This is a genomic window from Microbispora sp. CSR-4 (assembly GCF_008033685.1).
In the GTDB taxonomy this organism is placed as follows: Bacteria; Actinomycetota; Actinomycetes; order Streptosporangiales; family Streptosporangiaceae; genus Microbispora.
In genome coordinates, this window is record NZ_VJVX01000032.1 from 78,663 (window position 1) to 98,612 (window position 19,950).

At 72.7% G+C, this 19,950-nt stretch carries 17 protein-coding genes; 9 read left to right on the forward strand and 8 right to left on the reverse strand.

The window, feature by feature from the left end:
• Positions 1-2: 2 nt before the first annotated feature.
• Positions 3-1,742 (reverse strand): copper resistance CopC/CopD family protein, encoded by a 1,740-nt coding sequence (locus tag FLV34_RS23095; RefSeq protein ID WP_222709592.1) that lies wholly within the window; start codon positions 1,740-1,742, stop codon positions 3-5.
• 133 nt (positions 1,743-1,875) lie between these two features.
• Entirely contained in the window at positions 1,876-3,348 is a 1,473-nt protein-coding gene (locus FLV34_RS23100) for an LVIVD repeat-containing protein (protein WP_185948909.1), read from the reverse strand.
• 499 nt (positions 3,349-3,847) lie between these two features.
• On the opposite strand from FLV34_RS23100, the gene FLV34_RS23105 reads away from it, so the two are divergent.
• The gene (locus tag FLV34_RS23105; RefSeq protein ID WP_142645342.1) at positions 3,848-4,207 is read left to right on the forward strand and encodes a helix-turn-helix domain-containing protein; all 360 of its coding nucleotides are present in this window, start codon (positions 3,848-3,850) and stop codon (positions 4,205-4,207) included.
• A gap of 26 nt (positions 4,208-4,233) precedes the next feature.
• On the opposite strand, the gene FLV34_RS23110 is transcribed toward FLV34_RS23105, so the two are convergent.
• The 3 genes from FLV34_RS23110 to FLV34_RS23120 are packed head-to-tail and all read right to left on the reverse strand — an operon-like array spanning position 4,234 to position 7,942.
• On the reverse strand, positions 4,234-5,667 hold the full coding sequence (locus tag FLV34_RS23110; protein WP_147944032.1) for a cell wall metabolism sensor histidine kinase WalK: 1,434 nt from the start codon (positions 5,665-5,667) through the stop codon (positions 4,234-4,236).
• Positions 5,664-6,383 carry a response regulator transcription factor gene (locus FLV34_RS23115; protein ID WP_168065602.1) on the reverse strand — a complete coding sequence of 240 codons (720 nt, stop codon included), beginning with the start codon at positions 6,381-6,383 and terminating at the stop codon, positions 5,664-5,666. Before FLV34_RS23115 ends, FLV34_RS23110 begins: the two co-directional genes overlap by 4 nt.
• A gap of 20 nt (positions 6,384-6,403) precedes the next feature.
• Entirely contained in the window at positions 6,404-7,942 is a 1,539-nt protein-coding gene (locus FLV34_RS23120) for an NAD(P)/FAD-dependent oxidoreductase (protein ID WP_142645344.1), read from the reverse strand.
• A gap of 382 nt (positions 7,943-8,324) precedes the next feature.
• On the opposite strand from FLV34_RS23120, the gene FLV34_RS23125 reads away from it, so the two are divergent.
• From FLV34_RS23125 to FLV34_RS23135, 3 genes are read left to right on the forward strand one after another with little or no spacing between them, the layout of a single operon-like run.
• Complete coding sequence (locus FLV34_RS23125) at positions 8,325-9,227, forward strand: pseudouridine-5'-phosphate glycosidase (protein ID WP_142645345.1); 903 nt, start codon at positions 8,325-8,327, stop codon at positions 9,225-9,227.
• Positions 9,224-10,162: a carbohydrate kinase family protein gene (locus FLV34_RS23130; protein WP_142645346.1), complete on the forward strand. Its 939-nt coding sequence runs from the start codon at positions 9,224-9,226 to the stop codon at positions 10,160-10,162. The genes FLV34_RS23125 and FLV34_RS23130 overlap by 4 nt, the downstream gene beginning before the upstream one ends.
• Positions 10,163-10,199: 37 nt before the next feature.
• Positions 10,200-12,332 (forward strand): hypothetical protein, encoded by a 2,133-nt coding sequence (locus FLV34_RS23135; protein WP_147944033.1) that lies wholly within the window; start codon positions 10,200-10,202, stop codon positions 12,330-12,332.
• Here FLV34_RS23135 and FLV34_RS23140 read toward each other — a convergent pair.
• Both FLV34_RS23140 and FLV34_RS23145 read right to left on the reverse strand, forming a co-directional pair.
• A complete protein-coding gene (locus FLV34_RS23140) occupies positions 12,316-12,759 on the reverse strand; it encodes a GNAT family N-acetyltransferase (protein WP_142645348.1) in 444 nt (147 codons plus the stop codon). The genes FLV34_RS23135 and FLV34_RS23140 overlap by 17 nt on opposite strands.
• A gap of 56 nt (positions 12,760-12,815) precedes the next feature.
• Complete coding sequence (locus FLV34_RS23145) at positions 12,816-13,700, reverse strand: LysR family transcriptional regulator (RefSeq protein ID WP_147944034.1); 885 nt, start codon at positions 13,698-13,700, stop codon at positions 12,816-12,818.
• Between the two features lie 107 nt (positions 13,701-13,807).
• On the opposite strand from FLV34_RS23145, the gene FLV34_RS23150 reads away from it, so the two are divergent.
• The gene (locus FLV34_RS23150; protein WP_142645350.1) at positions 13,808-14,173 is read left to right on the forward strand and encodes a nuclear transport factor 2 family protein; all 366 of its coding nucleotides are present in this window, start codon (positions 13,808-13,810) and stop codon (positions 14,171-14,173) included.
• Positions 14,174-14,230: 57 nt separating this feature from the next.
• Here the strand turns inward: FLV34_RS23150 and FLV34_RS23155 are convergent, their stop codons facing one another.
• Entirely contained in the window at positions 14,231-15,586 is a 1,356-nt protein-coding gene (locus FLV34_RS23155) for a cation:dicarboxylase symporter family transporter (protein WP_142645351.1), read from the reverse strand.
• A gap of 214 nt (positions 15,587-15,800) precedes the next feature.
• On the opposite strand from FLV34_RS23155, the gene FLV34_RS23160 reads away from it, so the two are divergent.
• From FLV34_RS23160 to FLV34_RS23170, 4 genes are all read left to right on the forward strand, one after another.
• Positions 15,801-17,546, forward strand: a complete 1,746-nt coding sequence (locus tag FLV34_RS23160; protein WP_187280705.1) for a sensor histidine kinase — start codon at positions 15,801-15,803, stop codon at positions 17,544-17,546.
• Positions 17,543-18,214, forward strand: coding sequence for a response regulator (locus FLV34_RS23165; RefSeq protein ID WP_147944035.1), 672 nt, complete (start codon positions 17,543-17,545; stop codon positions 18,212-18,214). The genes FLV34_RS23160 and FLV34_RS23165 overlap by 4 nt, the downstream gene beginning before the upstream one ends.
• Before the next feature lie 1,019 nt (positions 18,215-19,233).
• Positions 19,234-19,392 carry a hypothetical protein gene (locus FLV34_RS40645; RefSeq protein WP_187280703.1) on the forward strand — a complete coding sequence of 53 codons (159 nt, stop codon included), beginning with the start codon at positions 19,234-19,236 and terminating at the stop codon, positions 19,390-19,392.
• Positions 19,371-19,950: DUF222 domain-containing protein (locus FLV34_RS23170; protein WP_147944036.1), on the forward strand; the 580-nt coding region annotated here is incomplete at its 3' end. The genes FLV34_RS40645 and FLV34_RS23170, both read left to right, overlap by 22 nt.

Below are 19,950 nucleotides of genomic sequence, written 5' to 3' on the forward strand. Positions count from 1 at the left end.
TTTCAATGTGCGGTGAACGGGACACGCACGCGTGTCTCGTCGAAGTCGGAAACGCGGATGTCCAGCCGCAACGCCCACTCCCCGGGGTAGGGGATGGACATCGAGCCCGCCACGTAGTGCCCGGGTTCGGCCGCCGTCAACGTGACGGGCAGCGCGGGCACGCCGCGGTCCCGCGATTCGAGCGCGCCGGAGATCTCTGGCACCGCGACCAGCCTGCCGTCGCGTCCGGTCAGGTAGATGTCCGCGGTGTTGCCGCCCGGTCTCGCCGGTTCGATCTTCACCTGGATCGAGCCGCCGCGCAGCCCGCCGTACGGGCCGGACGCGTTCACCGCGGCGGGGAACGGGACCGTGGTGTCCACCGGCGGCGCGTAGCTGGTGCGGGCCGGGGCAGTGTCGACCAGAACGGCGGTGACGGACACGACGACGATCCCGAGCACGACCTCACCGGCGACCGAGCGGCGCAGCCTGCGCACCGCAGCAGCAGGGTCCTGCGGCGTACGGCGGGCGCGGTCGCGCCGCTGTACGAACCGCCGCGATCCGGAGGCGAGCGCCAGCACCCCGAGCACGATGGCGAGCTTGACGAGCAGCAGCCGCCCGAAGCCGGTCGCGCCGAGCGCGCCCCACGTTCCCACCTGACGCCACGACAGGTACAGCCCGGTGACCGCGATCACCGCGAAGCACAGCAGCGCGAGCCGGGAGAACCTCGGGAGCGCGGGCTCCAGGGAGAGCAGCCCGGGGTCCCGCTTGCCGGCCGGGGCGAGCACGGAGAGCGCGAGCGTCACCAGGCCGCCCAGCCACAGCGACATGGCGAGCAGGTGCAGGCTGGTCGCCGGGACGGCCAGCCAGGTCTGCGTGCCGCTCTGCGCGTGGTCCGCGAGCGTCCAGGTCAGCGTCATGGCGACGGCGCCGACGGCGACCACGGGCAGCGCGATCCTGCGGCCGACGCCGCCCGGCTCGGGAGCGTCCGTCTCCGCGTCGGCGGCGGCCGAGGGGCGGATCGCGATCAGGAAGACCACACCGAGGACGGCCACGAGCACCAGCCGGGCCAGCAGCGCGTACCCCAGCCGGGTGGACAGCGTCGCGCCCAGCAGGCCGGGGTCGAACACCCCGGTCAGCGGCCTGCCGTCGGCGTACGGCCCTTGGACGAGCAGCACCACGGCGGTGCCTGCGGCCAGCGCGGCGAACCCCGACCAGACGACGCGCCGGCCGCGCCGGTCACCACGTCCCGCGGGCCAGAGCGCGGCCACGAACATCCCGCCGCCGAGGACGAGGGCCACACCGAGGTAGGCCACGCCACGGCCGATCGCGGCGACGACGGGGACCACGCGGTCGGCGTCCTGCTCCACGTCGGCGGCCATCGCGCTCGGGTGGCCGACGCTGAAGCTGAACGCCCCCGACACAACGTGCGAGCCCACGGACGTCACCCGCCACGACACGACGTAGGTTCCCTCGGCCAGGTCCCGGGGCAGGCTCGCCCGCGCCGTGTCGGCCTTTCCGTCGGCGAACCCCGCCGCGCCGATGGCCAGCTCCTTGCCGGTGGGGTCGAGCAACTGGATGGACCGGCCGCTCAGGCTCACCGCCTCGTCGAAGCGGAGCCGCACCTCGGCCGGGGGCGAGGCCAGCACCTGTCCGTCGACCGGCGAGCTCTCCAGCAGGTAGGCGTGCGCGTACGCCGGGCGGGCGGCCACACCGGGGAGGAGGCCGACGACCAGGCCGCCGGCCAGCAGGAGCACTGCTGCCACGAGTCGCGCGACGGGCACGGCGTATGTCGTCTCCCGCGTGAGATGTCGGCGTCGCACCGTCACCCTTCCACTCCGTCAGGGCGGAGCCTGCCCGAGCGGGGAGTCCCGCCCGGACCGGCTCCGGCTCGGACGGTCACTTGTCGCAGGAGTTCCAGCAGATCTTCTTGTCCGGCTTGCCCGCCAGCTTGCCGTCGAACCGCAGCACGTCGACGCCCCGGTTGTAGTCGGCGACGTAGACCAGGCCGTTGTGCCAGTACGCGGCCGACGCCGAGCCGCCGGTCACGTCCGTGCCGGACGGGACCCGGAAGTAGCCGACCTGGGTCGGGTTGGCCGGGTCGGACACGTCGAGGAACCGCGTGCCCTGGCCGTACCATCCGATCGCCACGATGTTGCCGTTGACGGTGAACCAGTGGGCGGAGCAGCTGCCGGTGGTGGCCGAGCCCTCCTTGCCCCAGGGCGACCAGTGGCTGACCAGGTTGAGCCGGAGCGGCTTGTCCGGCGTGGACTTCCAGCCCTCGCCGTCGTAGCTGCCCTTCAGCGACACGATCTTGAACTCGCCCGCCTGGGAACAGGTGGTGATGTTCTCGTTGGTCACGTAGACCAGCTCGCCCTTGTCGAAGGAGCCGAGCTTCTCGGTGTTGTGGTAGGCGTTGTGGTCGAAGTAGTCGAAGAACTCCGTGCCCTGCGGATTGGTCGGCATGGCCGTACCGCCCGCGTACGGGATCGGGTCGTACGCCGTCGCCACCCGCTTGGTCTTCCGCACCGGGTCGTAGTGGTTGCCCTTGGTCCAGTAACCGCGGACGCCGCCCTCGCCGGAGACCCAGGCGACGCCGTCCTTGTCGACGTCGACACTGTGCACGTAGTCGGTGACGCCGTCGAACCGGCCGAGGTCGAGCGCCAGATCCAGGGTCTTCGGGTGCTTGGGGTCACGGATGTCGGTCACCCGGACCGGCACGCCCTTCCATGACGGGTCCTGGCCCGGCGTGCCGGTGTTGGCCGGTCCGACCGACCACAGGTAGGAGCAGTCGTTGATGCAGGTGGCCGTGTGCCCGGCCGCGACCGGCTGGAAGACGACGACCTTCGGCTGCCAGGGGTTCTTCACGTCCACGATGTAGACGCCGGACTGGCCGGTCGAGACGGTGCCGCCGAAGCCGCGCGGGTCTCTGCTGAGGAAGACCAGCTTGCGCTTCGGGTCGACGGTCATGTTCTCGCCTTCCCAGAACCTGTCCTGGGTGTCCCCCGGCTGGCGCAGCTGGGCGGCCGTGATGGTGGAGACCAGCGCCGGGTGCTCGGGGTCCTTCAGCGACCAGACGGCCAGGCCGCCGGTGCCGTTGGCGAACATGAAGTCGTAGCCGTACTTGTCGTAGCTGATGAAGTTCAGCCCTGAGTAGCCGCTCACGCCCTTGACGTTGTCGAGGAACGTCACGTTGCTCTTGACGGCGGTCGTCGGAACGTTGTGCACGTCGTCCAGGACCGGCCCACCATGGGCGGAGTTGTCGGATGGACGCTGGTCGGACGGTGTGTCGGCGAACGCCGAGCCTGCTGCGGGGATCTGCAGTGCTGCCGCGGTCAACAGCGCGGCTGCGGCCGCTACGAGAGGTTTCACTCTCACAAACCCTCCTTGAGGGGCAGCGAAGCGGATGTAAGCCGCATCGCCGAAGATCGTGATCAAACTGACTCTAATCACCACGAGAGTGGATGTCAGTAGTCAAAGATCTCAGAAGGGTATCTTTAGGGACTCGGAGAAAACCCTGGTTTCAGGCCAACCACATCACGCCGAGCACGTCAAGCCCCGCATTCACGCGCCCACACCAACCGGCCCCGATGCTGCGGCGGCCCAATGACGACCTATCGGCTGCGCTCGGGTCCGGAGAGGCGCGGTCAGCTCGGCCCAGCTCGTGCAGACGCTCGCTACGTGTCGAGCAGATCAAGCGTGCGTTTGAGGGTCGTTCCCGTTCCTGCACAGCCCGCGTCGCGGGTAGTCCCGTTGTCCCCTTGCAAACGCCCCACGACTATTCCCGGAGCGATTTTCGATTCACCGACTCCGGCACGGGGTGCTCATGAGGCGTCAAGGAATCCGGGCGCGGACGGATTGAGGCGATGGAATGAACGATCGGGAGCTGGGCCGGCGGGTGGCGTACTGGCGGCGTCGGCGCGGCCTGACTCAGCAGATCCTTGCCGACCGGATTGGCCGTTCGACCAGTTGGTTGCGCAAGGTGGAGGCCGGGGTTCGAAGCGCCGACCGGCTTTCCGCCCCGGACTCGCTCTGCGAGGCGCTGAACGTCGATCTGCAAACCCTGATCGGCGAGGAGCCCGCCCGGAGCGGAACCGTGTGCATCGACGACGCCCAGGTCGAGCACATCCGGAACGCGATGGAGCGTTACGCCCTCGATGCCGGACCGGGAGACCTCGTCCGGTTGCGCCGCCAGGTCGCGTACGCCGCTCGCGCGGGAGTGCAGGCATGAGCCGGGGCGTGCTGTACGTGCCGGCGTCAGGCGGCCGGCGGGTTGCCGGGGAGCTCGACGGTGGCGAGGGTGCCGCCACCGGGGGCGTTCTCGATCGCGACCCGGCCCCCGGCGTCCCGTACGGCCTGGGCCACGATCGACAGGCCGAGACCGGATCCGGGCAGGCTGCGCGCCGACGGCGAGCGCCAGAACCGCTCGAACACGTGCGGCAGCTCGTCGTCGGGGATGCCGGGGCCCTCGTCGCGCACGGTCAGCACGCCGCCCTTGAGCCGCACGGTCACCAGGCCCCCGGGCGGGCTGAACTTCACGGCGTTGTCGAGCACGTTCACCGCGGCCCGCTGCAGGCCCCTGGCGTCCCCGTGCACCTGCCACGGCTCCAGGTCGACGTCGAAGCGCAGCCCTGGACCGCGCCGCCTGGCCCGCTCGACCGCCGAGGCCACCACCTCGTGCAGGGCGATGTCGGACGACCCCTCGCCGCTCTCCGGCTTGCGCGACAGCTCCAGCAGGTCGCCGATGAGGCTCGACATCTCCTCGAACTGCTCCTTGACGTTCGCCAGCAGGCGCCGCTTGGCCGAGGGCTCGATGGCGCGGCCGGTGTTCTCGCTGCGCAGCAGCAGGTCGATGTTGGTACGCAGGCTCGTCAGCGGGGTGCGCAGCTCGTGTCCCGCGTCGGCGACGAGCCGCCGCTGGCGCTCCTGGGAGCTGGACAGGGCGGCGGTCATCGTGTTGAACGACCGGCTGAGGCGGGCGATCTCGTCCTCCCCCTCCACCGGGATCGTCACGCTGAGGTCCTCGGTCCTGGCGACGTGCTCGACCGCGCGGGTCAGCCGCTCCACCGGGCGCAGTGCCGTACGGGCCAGCCAGAGCCCGGCCACGGCGGCGCCGAGCACGCCGAGCACGCTGACCGAGCCGAAGACGAGGGCGAGGATGCGGAGCGTCTGGTCCATCTCGGCGGTGGAGCGGAACACGCTCACCGTGACCGGGCCCGGCCGCAGGGGCGGCTCCGCGAGCTGGGCGACGTCACCCGGAGGGACGCCGGGACGCGGCTCATATCTGAAGGTGTAGACGAGCACGGAGGTGCCGTCGGTGGCGACCGCGTCGCGCAGCACGGGCGTGCCGCCGGAGGCGGCCATCGTCCGTTCCTGTGCCGTCGGCGTCACCTGGGCCGACCCGGACGCGACGCACACCGAGCCGTCCGGCAGCACGACCTGCCAGCTACGCCCCGAGGGGTCCCAGTCGGGCCGGGGGCGGGCCTCCTTGCGCCCCTGACCGGCGCAGTCCCGCAGCGCGAACGCGACCTGCTGCGCCGGCGGCCGCAGGTGCGTGATCGAACCGACGATCTGGCCGCGCATCTCACTGCGGACGAGCAGCCAGCACACGGCCGCCGCCACCGCGACGGCCAGGGCGACCCCGGCCGCGATCAGCAGCGTGAGCCGGGACCGCAGGGATCGCCGTCTCACGGCGACGGCCGGAGCACGTAGCCCACGCCGCGCACCGTGTGGATCACGCGGGGCAGCCCGCCCGCCTCGGTCTTGCGCCGCAGGTACATCACGTACACGTCCAGCGAGTTCGACGACGGCTCGAAGTCGAAGCCCCACACCTCCCGCAGGATCTGCTCGCGGGTGAGCACCTGGCGTGGGTGGGAGAGGAACAGTTCGAGCAGCAGGTGCTCGGTGCGGGTGAGGTCGAGCCTGCGGCCGGCCCGGGTGACCTCCCAGCTCACGGTGTCCATGCGCAGGTCGCCGAAGGCGAGGACGTCGCCGCCGCTCTCGTTCCGCACGTACTGCCCGCCGCGCCGCAGCAGCGCCCGCACGCGGGCGAGCAGCTCGTCGAGCTCGAACGGCTTGACGAGGTAGTCGTCCGCCCCGGCGTCCAGGCCGGAGACGCGGTCGCCGACGGCGTCGCGGGCGGTCAGCATGAGCACCGGCAGCAGGTTGCCCGCGGCGCGCAACCGCCGGCAGGCCGTCAGCCCGTCGAGCCGGGGCATCATGACGTCGAGGAGCACCGCGTCGTACGTCCTCCCGTCCTGCCCGGCGCGGTCGAGGAGGTCGAGCGCGGTGAGCCCGTCGGCGGCGGTCTCGACCGCGTAGCCCTCGAACTCCAGGCTGCTGCGCAGCGCCTCCCTGAGTGCGGGCTCGTCATCCACTACCAGCAGTTTCGCCGATTCCTCACGCACCGGCACAAGCTACCCGAGCGTCATGAAGGTTCCGTTAGAACGGCCATCGCGGCGTTGTGGCCGGGGATGCCGCTGACGCCGCCGCCGCGCCGGGCGCCCGCGCCGCACAGCAGCACCCGCTCGTGCGCCGTCTCGACGCCCCACTGAGCGGGCCGGTCCCCGTGGCCGCCCTCCTCGGCGTACGGCCAGGACAGGTCGCGGTGGAAGATGTGGCCTCCGGGCAGGCCCGCGTCGCGCTCCAGGTCGAGCGGCGTCTTGACCTCCAGGCAGGGCTCGCCCGAGGGCGCGCGCAGCAGGCAGTCCTCGATGGGCTCGGCGAGCACGGAGTCGATCGAGGCGAGCGTGCGGGCCAGCGCCTCCTTCTTCGCCGCCGGATCGGCGAACAGGCGCGCCGGCATGTGCAGGCCGAACAGCGTCATCGTGTGCGCCCCCGCCTCGCGCAGCTCCGGGCCGAGGATCGAGGGGTCGGTGAGCGAGTGGCAGTAGACCTCGGCGGGCGGCAGGTCCGGCACCTTCCCCGCGGCGGCCTGCGCGTACGCCGCGGCGAGCTGGTCGCGGGTCTCGTTGATGTGGAAGGTGCCGCTGAACGCCTCGGCGGGGTCCACGGCGGGGTCGCGCAGCCGGGGCAGCCGCGACAGCACCATGTTGATTTTGAGCTGGGCGCCCTCGGGCCGCTCGGGCGTCTCCCCGAGCAGGCGGGCGAGCACGGCGGGCGGCAGGTTGGCCAGCACCTTCCCGGCGGTCACCGCGTGCTGCGCGCCGTCGTCGAACGTGACCTCTCCCGTGTCCGGGTCGATGGCCAGCACCTCGGCGCCGGTGCGGATCTCGGCGCCGTGCCGCCGCGCGACCTCGGCGAGCTCGGCGGTCACCGCGCCCATGCCGCCGACCGGGACGTTCCAGTCGCCCGTGCCGTCGCCGATGACGTGGTAGAGGAAGCACCGGTTGGCCAGCAGGTCGGTGGCCGGGTCGGCGAAGGTGCCGATCAGGGAGTCGGTGAGGACGACCCCGCGCACGGTGTCGTCGGCGAACCGCTCGTCCACCACCTCGCCGACGGGCCGTTCGAACAGGTCGCGCCACGCCTCGTCGTCCCCCACGACCTCCCGAAGTGCCGTACGGCCGCGCAGCGGTTCGAGCAGCGTCGGCGCGACCCGCTGGGCCACGTGGGCGGTCATCCCGTAGAACCGCTCCCAGGCGGCCAGGTCGTGCCGTCCTCCGGTCACCGCCTCGAAGGAGGCGGCGGTGCGCGCGGCGTCCTCGTTGTCCACGAGCAGACCGGTGTCGCCCGCCGGCGTGTAGGAGGCGAAGCGGCGGCGGCGCAGGTCGAGACGGAGCCCGAGGTCCTTCACGATCTTCGTGGGCAGCAGGCTGACCAGGTAGGAGTAACGCGACAGCCGCGCGTCCACGCCGGGGAACGCTCGGGCCGACACGGCGAGACCGCCCACGTGGCCGAGGCGTTCCAGGACCAGCACGCTGCGTCCGGCGCGGGCGAGGTAGGCCGCGGCGACGAGGCCGTTGTGCCCGGCGCCGGCGATGACGACGTCGTAGTGCGAGCGTGGCATGAAGGCGTTCTCCCGGGTCGTACGTGGCTCGGTGTCTCAGTGGGCGGGGCCGGATGCGGGTCGTGACGGCGGGCGTGAAAGGGTCTCGGAGGGCCGACGGGGGGCCGGCGACGGGTGAGGCTGGGCGGACGCCCGCAACTTATCGCAAGTTCCCCCTCGATACCCGGGCAGAATATGCCGAAGCGGACAATCTTCCGCCAACGAGAGAACCCCAAGCGGGAAACACACCGAGCGATCCGGAGGGGCGCGCCGCCGATCTGGACCGAGCAGCGCGCGGGAGCGAAGCGACCCGAGCGCGACGAGGGAGGCGCCGACGGCGCGCCTTCGGCACGGCCAGGCGGAAGTGAGCGCCCCGATGGTGAGCGGGAAACACAGGAGAGACATGCGCGTTTCCGATGAGGTCGCCGAGGCGCTGGCCGCCGGCCGTCCGGTGGTCGCCCTGGAGTCCACCATCATCTCCCACGGGCTTCCCCAGCCCCGCAACCTCCAGGTCGCACTCGAACTGGAGGACATCGTCCGGCAGGCGGGGGCCGTGCCGGCGACGGTGGCGGTGCTGGACGGCGTCCCCCGGGTGGGCCTGGACAAGGAGGGGCTGGAGCGGATCGCGACCGAGCCGGGCCTGCGCAAGCTCGGCTTCCGCGACCTCGCCCCGGCCGCCGCGCTCGGGCTCAGCGGCGCCACGACCGTCTCGGGCACCTCGTTCCTGGCCGCCCGCGCGGGCGTGCGGGTGTTCGCCACCGGGGGCCTCGGCGGCGTCCACCGCGGCTGGACCACGGTGCAGGACGAGTCTGCCGACATCGACACGCTCAGCCGCACGAGGATCACCGTCGTGTGCGCCGGGGTGAAGTCGATCCTCGACGTGCCCGCGACGCTCCAGCGGCTGGAGACCAAGCAGGTCACCGTCGTGGGCTACCGCACGGACGAGTTCCCCGGTTTCTACCTGCACACCTCCGGCGAGCCGGTGGACTGGCGCATCGAGACGCCGCAGGAGGCCGCCGGCGTCATGCGGGCCCAGGACGCGCTCGGCGGGCTCGACACGGCGCTGATCGTGGCGAACCCGGTGCCGGTCGATCTCCAGCTCGACCCCGAACTGCACGACCGGGTGCTCGCGGACGGCCTGCGCGCCGCCGAGGAGCGCGGGGTCACCGGGCAGGCCATCACGCCGTTCCTGCTGGAATACCTGGTCGAGGGCACGGGTGGCGCCTCGCTGGAGGCCAACCTCGCGGCCGTACGCGGCAACACCCGCCTGGCCGGGGAGATCGCGGCCGCCTGGGCGGCCGGGTGAGCGGTCTGCTGGTGATCGGCGACGTGGTCACCGACGTCGTCGCGCTGCACGACGGCCCCGCGGCCACCGGCACCGACACGCCCGCCGACATCGCGCTGCACCCGGGCGGCTCGGGGGCGAACACCGCCTCCTGGGCCGCCCGGCTCGGCGCGGACACCCGCCTGCTCGCGCGGGCCGGGTACGACACCGGCGAGTGGCACGCGGCCCAGCTCACCAAGGCCGGGGTCCGGCCGCACCTGCGGATCGACCCGGAACGGCCCTCGGCCGTCGTGATCGCGATGGTCGACTCCACCGGCGAGCGGTCCATGCTCACCAACCGCGGGGCGAGCGGCCACATCGGGGTCGGCGACTGGACCCCGGACCTCCTCGACGGGGTCGGGCACCTGCACGTGTCGGCGTACACGATGTTCGCCGAGCCGGGCCTGGAGCTCGTACGGCTCGCCATGCGCGAGGCAGCCGGGCGCGGGATCACCATCAGCGTCGATCCGGCCTCCAGCGGGCCGCTGCGCGCCTTCGGGCCCGAGCGGTTCCTCCGCGAGAGCGCCCCGGCGAGCATCGTGATCCCCAACCTGGAGGAGGCCCTGCTGCTCGCGGACGCCGCGGATCCCGAGACGGCCGCCGGCACGCTCAGCGCCCACTACGGGACGGCTGTGGTGAAGCTGGGGGCCGGTGGTGCCCTGCTGGCCCGCGATGGCCGTATAGTCGCCAGAGCGGCCGCGCCCACGGCGGAGGTCGTCGACTCGACGGGCGCGGGAGACGCGTTCGCCGCGGGGTTCCTGGTCGCCTTCATGGCCGGGGACACGCCCGAGGAAGCCCTGCGTAAGGGGTGTGAGACGGGTGCCGCGGCGGTCGCGCAGATCGGTGCCCGGCCGGATCCTGGGAACTTTACCCTATTGACACCAATTGCTGGTTTGCGGCGTAAGCTGCACCATTAGCAACATGCGTCACTCTCGGGAGGGTGCGGTCATACCGATGGACGCCGAGTCAACGATCTGCCTGAGCGACCTGGTCCCGGCCCTGCGCTGGAGCCGTCCTCAGCAGGTGGCCGAGCTGCTGGCCGACCCGCGCCTGCCCGGCGGCTGGTGGGCCTCCGTCGGAATCGGCCGCGCGATGCGGGCGACCGGCGTCGACTGGCTCTGCGAGCGGCTCGCCCGCCTGGCGGTCGGGCGCTGGGACCACCTGCCCCTCACCGACCTGCTTCCGGCGCTCCAGGTGCACACCGTGGACCCGGCCATGCCCGGCTGGCCCGACCCCGTACGCACGGTGGTCAACCACCTCGGCGGCTGGTATCGGCTGCGCCGCCTGACGCCGTGCGACCTCCAGGCCCCGGCCGCCCCGGCCTCGCCCGAGGTTCTCCTGACCACGGTGTTCCGGGAGGTGTTCGGGCGCCTGGAGAGCGAGCTGGCGTCCGGGCGGTCCGCGGAGGCCCTCGCCGGGGCCGAGGCCGCACCCCAGGCCCAGGCCGCCCAAGCACAGGCACAGGCACAGGTCCAGACTCCGGCACCGCCTCAGCCGCAGGCACAGGCACAGGCACCGGCACCCGCACAGGCACAGGCCCCCACACAGGCACCGGCACCCGCACAGGCACCGGGTCAGGGCCAGACGCAGGCGCCCGCCGGCCCCGCCTCCGTGCCCTTCCCGCAGGCCGTGCCCGGGACCTCCTCTCAGGCGTTCCCCCAGGTCGCCGCCGCGCAGGCACCGGCTCAGGCACCCGCCCAGACGCCCCCGCAGCCGGGGCAGGCGCCCGCCCGGCCGGGGCAGGGCACGCCGCCGCCACCCACCGTACCGGGGGCGGCGCCGGCGGCAGGACCGGTCAGGCCCGCCACCCAGCCCTTCGCCCGGCAGCCCGGAGCCTCGCTCCCGCAGGTCCCTGCGGCCCCTGCGCAGCCACCCGCCCAGCCCGCCGCTCAGCCGGCCGCCCAGCCTGCTCCGGAGGCGGCGCGGCCCGCCGACCTCAGCGCGCACCCGATGGTCGCGGTCATCGAGGGCCTGTTCCGCGGCTGGGACCCGCTCGCCAGGGCCGTCGCGGCCGAGCGGCTGTTCGCCGCCGAGCCGGTGAGCCTGCGCACGCTGGCGCACAACCTCAACGTTGACCGCGACCTGCTCTCCCAGGCCCAGCGCGCGGCCGAGGAGCGGGTGCTGCTGTGGCTGCGCTCCCCCGACTCCGCGCCGCTCACCGGCCACCTGTTCGGGCTCACCGAATGGCTGGGCGCGGCGGCCACCCAGGAGCAGCTCATCGCGGCCGACCCGTCCCACCCCATCGAGGTGCCGGCCCTCGGCACGCCGCTGTGGCGGGTGCTGGTGACGCTGATGCCCGACCGCCGCCTCCAGGACGGCTGGCTCGTGGTCGGCGCCCTCGCGGGGCTGCGGGAGAAGACCCGCCAGCTGCTGGCGAACAAGCCGGCGGACGCCGACGTCGTGGAACTGCTCGGCCAGCTCGGCATCCGTGCCCACTCGGCCAAGGCGTGGCTCGAATCCATGCCGCAGGCGAGCTCGCCGGCCGAGCCCGGCCCCCTGCCCACCCGGCACGGCCCCGACCAGTCCGCGCGGCCCGCGCCGCTGCCCCGCCGTACGCCGGGCGCGAACGGGCACCATCACGGCCGCGGCGGGGTCCCGATCCCCTCGCAGGCCAACAACGGGCCCGACGCCGCCACCGCGCTCGCCGCGCTCAACGCGCTCACGAACGGCAATCTCAACGGCAACCTGAACGGACACCAGAACGGGCACCAGAACGGGAACCACCTGGGCGGCAATCTGAACGGGGGCGTGCCGCGGCCCCACCTGGTGCCGAACCCCCGCCCGACCTCCAGCCCGGCCTCCGACCCGCGCCGCTGGCAGCGGATCGACGTCACCAGCGGCCACCTGCGGGGCGAGCCGGTCGCGGTCCCGGAGGGGTACGCCGCCCAGCTCGGCATGCGCCCGGGGACGCTGCTGTCGGTCACCGGCCCGGGGGACAACGCCGTCGTGCTGGTGTGGCGCGACCGGCAGCCGGTGTTCGACTCGCTCCAGCCGGTGCTGATGCGGCTGAACGCACGGCCCGGCGACTCGGTCTACGTGACCGTGGACGGCTATCGCCTGGACGCCCAGCTCACGTCTTCGGTCTGAGCATCTTGCGGTAGTAGGTGGCCGACACCTCGTAGCCGAGCGCGCCGTAGAACTCGGCGGCCCTCCGGGTCGCCAGTGCGACGTATCCGGCCTGCCGTGAGCGCGCCCACGTCTCGAACTCCTCAAGGAGCCGCCGCCCGATGCCGAGACGGCGGTAACCGCTCTCGATCATCGCCTCCTCCACCCACGCGACCCTGCCGTTGGCGAACAGCGTGAGGTGGGTGAAGCCCAGCAGGTAGCCGCGTACGGTGCCGTCAACGGTGGCGACGAGCAGGAAGGCGTCCTCGTTCTCCAGGAGTTGCGGCAGCGCGGCGTCGAACGGCGCCCGCTCGGGCCGGAACGTCACCGCGAACTCGCGGGCGAGCGCGAAGATCTCGTCCGCGTCGCTCTTCTCGGCCCTCCGGAACTGGAGATCACCAGACGTCATGAAAGGGACTCTAGGAGTGCCCGGGCACATACGTCCAATCCGGAGTCCGGCGATTCTCACGCCGGAGGCACGGCGAAGGAGCGCCGGGCGTGCCGTACGAACTCGCGTACGGCCGGGCCCTGGCCGCCGCGCCACAGCAGCGCGAGCAGGGCGGGCGTCTCGACGTCTTCGATGGTGAGCGCGGTGAGCCGGTCCCGGTAGGCCGCGGCCATCGACTCGCTGAGGACGGCGACGCCGAGCCCGCGGGCCGCGAGGCCGGCGATCGCGTCGGCCGCCCCGGCCTGCAGCGCGATCACCGGCTGGAGACCCCGGGCCGCGCAGGCGCGGTCGAAGACGGTGCGCAGGCCGGTGCCGTACGGCATGCAGACGATCGGGTGCGCGGCGAGGTCGCTCAGGGTGACGCCGCCCCGTCCCGCGAGGGGGTGATCCGGAGGGACGGCGGCGACGAGCCGCTCGCTGACGATCGTCAGCGTCTCCAGGCCGTCCGGGGCGGCGGCGAGCCCGGCGAGGGCCAGGTCGAGAGCCCCGGAGCGCACCCCTTCGACGAGCCGATCGGAGTTGTCCTCCAGCAGGGCGATCTCGACCCCGGGATGGGCCCGGTGGAAGGCGGCGAGTGCGTCGAACAGCGGCGTGACGGTGCAGCCGACGACCATCCCGACGGTGAGCCTGCCCCGGATGAGTCCGGTCACCTCGCCCACCGCCTGGCCCAGCGCCCCGGCCGCGGCGAGCGCGGCGCGGGCGTGGTCGAGCGCGGCCTTGCCCGCGACGGTCAGGGTGACGGTCCGCGCGGACCGGTCGAACAGCTCGGCGCCGAGCTCGCGTTCGAGCTGCCTGATCTGGGCGCTGACGCCCGGCTGGCTGATGTGCACCCGCTCGGCGGCGCGGGTGAAGTTGCGCTCCTCGGCGACCGCGACGAAATACTCCAGCTGGCGCAGCTCCATAACTTTTGATTCTAGTTGCCAGCAGAACCATCTGTTGGACTTCTGGAAGGCGGCTCGGCAGGGTGGAGGCCGTACGAGATTCGCCGTCGAGATTCGGGGAGGAACCGATGCCGGATTACGAGAAGGCCATGCGGCCGGAGGACATCACCCGCCTGTTCGTCGAGCGGTCCAACGCCGGTGACGCCGCGGGCGTGGCGGCGCTCTACGAGGAGAACGCCGTGCTGGCCTACCCGCCGGGCAGCGTGACGGCCGGCCGGGAGGCGATCCGCGCCCTGTGGGAGAAGGTGCTGGCGAACCGCCCCCGCTTCGAGCCCGAGGAGCCCCTTCCGACGCTGGTCAGCGGCGACATCGCGCTCACCTCGACCCCGCCCAGGGACGGCGCCGGCGCCCGCGCCCAGGTCGTACGGCGCCAGCCGGACGGAAGCTGGCTGCGAGTGCTCGACCAGCCGGAGTTCCAGCCGCCGTCCCGCTGAGCGACGTGCTGCCGGCACGCCCCGGGGAGCGGCGCTCCCCGGGGCGTGCCGGAGCGATCAGGAGTGGACCGGTGTGGCGGCGGGTTCGGCCCCGGGAGCCGGGGCGTGGCCCTCGTCCACGAACGTCGCCTCGTCGAAGGGCACCCGGCCGGCCAGCACCTCCTCGGCCCGGGAGCGGTCGAAGTCGCCCACCCATGAGCCGATCAGGACGGTCGCGACCGCGTTGCCCGCGAAGTTGGTCAGCGCCCGGGCCTCCGACATGAACCGGTCGATGCCCACGATCAGGCCGACGCCGTCCACGAGAGCCGGCCGGTGCGCCTGCAGGCCTCCCGCCAGCGTGGCGAGGCCGGCGCCGGTGACCCCCGCCGCCCCCTTGGACGCGATGATCATGAAGACCAGCAGCCCGATCTGCTCCCCGGCGGAGAGCGGGAAGCCGGTCGCCCGCGCCACGAACAGCGTCGCCATGGTCAGGTAGATGGCGGTACCGTCGAGGTTGAAGGAGTAGCCGGTCGGCACCGTGATGCCGGCGACAGCGCGGCTCACCCCCAGATGCTCCATCTTGGCGATCAGGCGCGGCAGCGCCGACTCGGAGGAGGACGTGGACAGGATGAGCAGGAACTCCCGGCCGAGGTAGCGCAGCAGCGACAGCAGGTTGATCCGCGCGCCGAGCCACAGCACCGTGCCGAGCACGACTCCCACGAAGAGCAGGCACGTCAGATAGAAGCCGCCCATCAGCAGCGCCAGGCTGCGCAGCGCGTCGAAACCGCCCGCGCCGACCACCGCGGCCATCGCGCCGAACGCGCCGACCGGAGCCGCCCACATGATCATCGCCAGCACGCGGAAGACGAGCCGCTGCACGTGGCCGAGCCCCCGCAGGATGGGCGCCGCCCGCTCCCCCATCGCCTGCAGCGCGAAGCCGGTCAGCAGCGCGACCAGCAGGGTCTGGAGCACCTGGCCCTCGGTGAACGCCGAGACGAACGTCGCCGGGATGATGCCGAGCAGGAACGACGTGGTGTCGCTCTCGCCGCCCTTGGCCGCCTGCTCCTCTGCGGCCTTGCGCAGCTCGTCGGTCAGCTGGAGCCCCTCGCCGGGGTGCAGGACGTTGCCCACGAGCAGGCCGATGGCCAGCGCCACCGTGGACATCACGAGGAAGTAGCCGATGGCCAGCCCGCCCACCTTGCCGACCTTCGCGGCCTGGGCCACAGAGCCGACGCCGAGCACGATCGTGCAGAAGATGATCGGGCTGATCATCATCTTGATCAGTGCCACGAAGGCCGTGCCCAGCGGTTTCAGCGCCACCCCGGCGTCCGGCGCCACCAGGCCCAGGGCGATCCCGAGGAGGACCGCGACGATCACCGCCAGGTAGAGATAGTGGGTCCGGTCACGGGGTGCCGGGTTCGGTGTGGTCGTCACGCGACCCTCCTCGTCCTCATACGGCCCACGACAGACGCGGGCGACAACGCGATCTGGTCGGTGACTATGCGCCCGGTAGTGACCTGGGTCACTATTGCGTACATTTCGTTCACGGCGGTTTTCACCGGCGCGCGCCGCGGCGGTGAATCCGCGCAGACCGCGCAGGACCGTGCAGGACCGCACCGGGAGCGAGGACGCTGAGGCCGTGACGACGATGACCGCCAGGCTCGGACGCTGGAGTCTGGCCCGGCAGGTGCTCGTGCTGCAGATCCTCGTCGTCGCGATCACCGTGGCAGGCGCCACCTTCCTCGGTTTCCTCCGTACCCGTCAGCTTCTCGACGACGAGGCCGCGAGGACGAGCAAGGCGGTGGCGATCAGCCTGGCCGACGCGCCCACCGTGCTCGACGCGCTGGACGACCCCGATCCCTCGGCCGTGCTCCAGCCGTACGCGGAACGGGTGCGCACGGAGGCCGGGCTCGACTTCATCACGATCATGAACACCGAGGGCCGCAGATACACGCACCCCAATCCCCGGCAGATCGGCGGGCACTTCCTCGGCACCACGGCGCCGGCGCTGGCCGGGCGCACGTTCACCGAGACCTACACCGGCACGCTGGGGCCGTCCGTACGGGCCGTCACCCCCGTGCGGGACGCCACCGGCCGGGTCGTGGCACTGGTCAGCGCCGGCATCACGGTGGCGAAGATCAGCGCCGAGATGCGCGGGCAGCTCGGCTCGGCCGTCCTCACCGGCCTGCTCGGCCTGGCGGCGGGCATCGCCGGCGCCTACCTGGTGGGCGCCCGCCTGCGCCGTCAGACGCACGGGCTGGGCCCGGCGGAGCTGAGCCGCATGTACGAGTACCACAACGCGATCCTGCACGCGGTGCGCGAAGGGCTGCTGCTCGTCGACCGGGACGGCCGGCTGACCCTCGCCAACGACGGCGCCCGCGACCTGCTCGGCCTGCCCGAGGACGCGGAGGGACGGCACGTCGGCGACCTGGGCCTGTCGCCCTCGCTGGCCGAGATGCTCGGCTCCGGGGAGAGCCGGTCGGACGAGATCCACCTGACCGGCGAACGCGTGCTGGTGGCGAGCGCCGCCGTGGTGCGGTCAGGCGCGCGTTCGCTCGGCACGGTGGTCACGCTCCGCGACCACACCGAGCTGCAGGCCCTCGCCGGGCAGCTCGACGCCGAACGCGGCTTCGCCGAGTCGCTCCGCTCGGCCGCGCACGAGGCGGCCAACCGGCTGCACACGGTCGTCGCGCTCGTGGAGCTGGGCCGCACCGACGAGGCGGTGGAGTTCGCCACCGCGGAGCTGCGGGCGGCCCAGCGGCTCACCGACCGCGTGGTGGGCTCGATCCGCGAGCCCGTCCTCGCGGCGCTGCTGCTCGGCAAGAGCGCGGCCGCCGCGGAGCGCGGAGTCGATCTCGTGATCAGCCCGGACAGCGAGCTCGACGACGTCGCCCTCGACGCCCGCGACCTCGTCACCATCGTCGGCAACCTGATCGACAACGCGATCGACGCCGCCGTACAGGGCACTGTTCAGGGCGCTGTTCGGGGAACGCCGCCCGCCCGGGTCCGTGTCCACCTGCGCGCCGAGGACGGCACGTTCCTGATCAGGGTCGCCGACAGCGGCCCCGGGATCGACCCCGGCGTCGTACGTGACGTGTTCCGGCGCGGCTGGTCCACGAAGGGGGACGGCCGGGGGCTCGGCCTCGCGATGGCGGGGCAGGCGGCCCGGCGCCTCGGCGGCGACATCGAGGTCTGCGCCGGCGAGGGCATCGGCGGTCAGGGGGCGGTGTTCACCGTACGGCTCCCGCTGCCGCGTCAGTCTGATGGGCCGGACGGGCCGGACGTGCTGGACGTGCCGGACGTGCCGGACGTGCCGCGCCGGGCGGACGGGCTGGGACGGGCGGCGGCGGACGTTCCCGGCGGCGGCCCGGGGCGCGCGGAGGTCCGGCCGTGATCTCGGTGCTGATCGTGGAGGACGAGGAGCTGACCGCCGAGGCCAACCGCCTGTACGTCGAGCGGGTGCCCGGCTTCCGCGTCGCGGGCGTGGCCAGGTCGGGCGGCGAGGCCGTACGCGCGCTGCGCCGCGAGCCGGTTGACCTCGTGCTGCTCGACCTCTACCTGCCGGATATGCACGGGCTGGACGTCTGCCGGGCCATGCGGGCCGCAGGCCTGCCCTCCGACGTCATCGCCGTGACCTCGGCGCGGGACTTGTCGGTGGTCAGGTCGGCCGTCTCCGCCGGGGTCGTGCAATATCTGCTGAAGCCCTTCACCTTCGCCCTGCTGCAGGAGAAGCTCGAACGATACGCGGCGTTCCGGTCGTCGATCAGCGGGCCGGGCGAGGTCAGCGGCCAGGGCGAGGTGGACCGGGCGCTGTCCACCCTGCGCGGGACCGCCCGCCCCCACCTGCCGAAGGGGATGACGGCCGACACCCTGGAGGCGGTCGCGGGCGCGCTGCGGGACGCCGCCGACGGCATGTCTGCCCAGGCCGTCGGCACGGTCGTGGGCGTGTCCCGGGTGACGGCCCGACGTTACCTGGAACACCTCGTCGACACCGGCGTCGCGCGCCGGGTCCCCCGATACGGCGGCCCCCGCCGCCCGGAACTCTGCTACACCCTCGCCTGATCAACCATCCGCCCCGACGACCACGCGCCAGCTCCCCCGATACGGCGGCCCCCGCCGCCCGGAACTCTGCTACACCCTCGCCTGATCAACCATCCGCCCCGACGACCACGCGCCAGCTCCCCCGATACGGCGGCCCCCGCCGCCCGGAACTCTGCTACTGCCTCGCCTGGTCGAGGCCGTCAGCAGCCCCCGCCCCGCTCAACCTCACCGTCCTCCCGCCCTTGGCCGTGCCCTGACGGCGCGCGGCCCGTCGGCAGCGCCCGCCTCGGCAAACGCAGCGAGGCCGCAGCTCGCACCAAATCGCCCAACGACTTTGCTCGGGTTGAGCTGAGGCTCCAACCCTCCGCTTCGCACGGTTGTCACTCGCTCACAGAGTGTGAGATAATCCATACAACAGTTCGAATGAAACGAGGAGGGTGTGATGGATCTGTTCGATATCGATCCTGAGCGCCTTAGTCATTCGAACGATGTCGACGGTGAGTGGTGGGACGGCTGGTGGGATCGCCTGATCGCCAATTCCCCACTGTGGTCGTCCGACGGCTCGTCCGCCCGCGAGCCCTTCCCGATCATCAACTTTGGGCCCCGGCAGCACGCAGACGCGCCCGGCACCGATAGCGCGGACGCTCCAGGCACGGACGCCCCAGGCACGCATACCGACAGGGCAGATAGCGACGGCGCGGAGTCCACGGGTAGGGCTGCCGCCGGTGCGGATGCCGCTGGCATAAGCGGTGCTGGCACGGACGGCGCTGACGCGAACGCCGCGCGTTGGACCGCCGACAGCGCGGGATCTGACGCGGGTGCCGCCCGTGGGGCTGCCGATCGTGCGGCTGCCGCCGGTGCGGACGCCGCTGGCGCGGATGGTGCTCGCGCGAACGCCGCGCGTGGGGCCGCCGAGAGTGCGGCATTCGCCGGTGCGAATGTGGGTGGCGCGAACGGCGCTGGCGCGAATGCCGCCCGTGAGACTGCCGAGGACGCGGCTCCCGCCGGTGCGAATGGCTCCGGCTCTGGCGCTAGCGCGGATGGCGCTGGCACGGGCGGCTCTGGCTCGGGTGCGGGCGCAGGTGCGGGTGCTTCCGGCGGTGTGGGTGGGCGTGATCGTGGCCGTGGTCGTGGTCGTGTGCGGTCGTCGTGGGTGGTGGTGGGGTCGGTTCGTGAGGTGGCCCAAGAGCTGGCGCTGACCCCGCTTCCCGACGATGTGGACATGTGCCTGGCCGAGGCGGAGGAGTTGCTGTTCGCCCGGGATCGGATCACCAGCGCGCTGGCCGACCGCGTCGGCCGGGTCCACCGAGCAGGTCAGGCCAAGCAGCATGGGCATGCCTCCACCCGCTGCTGGTTGCGCACCAGTGGGGGGATGACGGTGGGCGGTGCGGGCCGCCTGCTCACGTTGGGCGCGGAGCTGCCGCGCCTCCCTACCGTGTGGGAGAAGTTCGCCACAGGGGAGTTGGCGGCGGGGGTGGTGGAGGCCATCTGCGCCGCTGTGGCCGGACTATCGGATGAGCAGGCCGGCCTGGCGGAGCCGATCTTGGTGGACCTGGCGGGCAAGGCCGGGGCGGCGGAGGTCGCCAAGGCCGGCCGCCACCTGCGGGCGGTGCTGGACCCCGATGGGGAAGAGCGGGATGAGCGGGCCGATTACGGGAGGCGGTTCCTGCGGGTCCGCCCGGGCAAGGGCGGCGGCGTGGAAGGGGAGTTCTACCTGCCGCGTGAGGCCGGCGCCCGGTTGATGGCGTTGTTGCAGG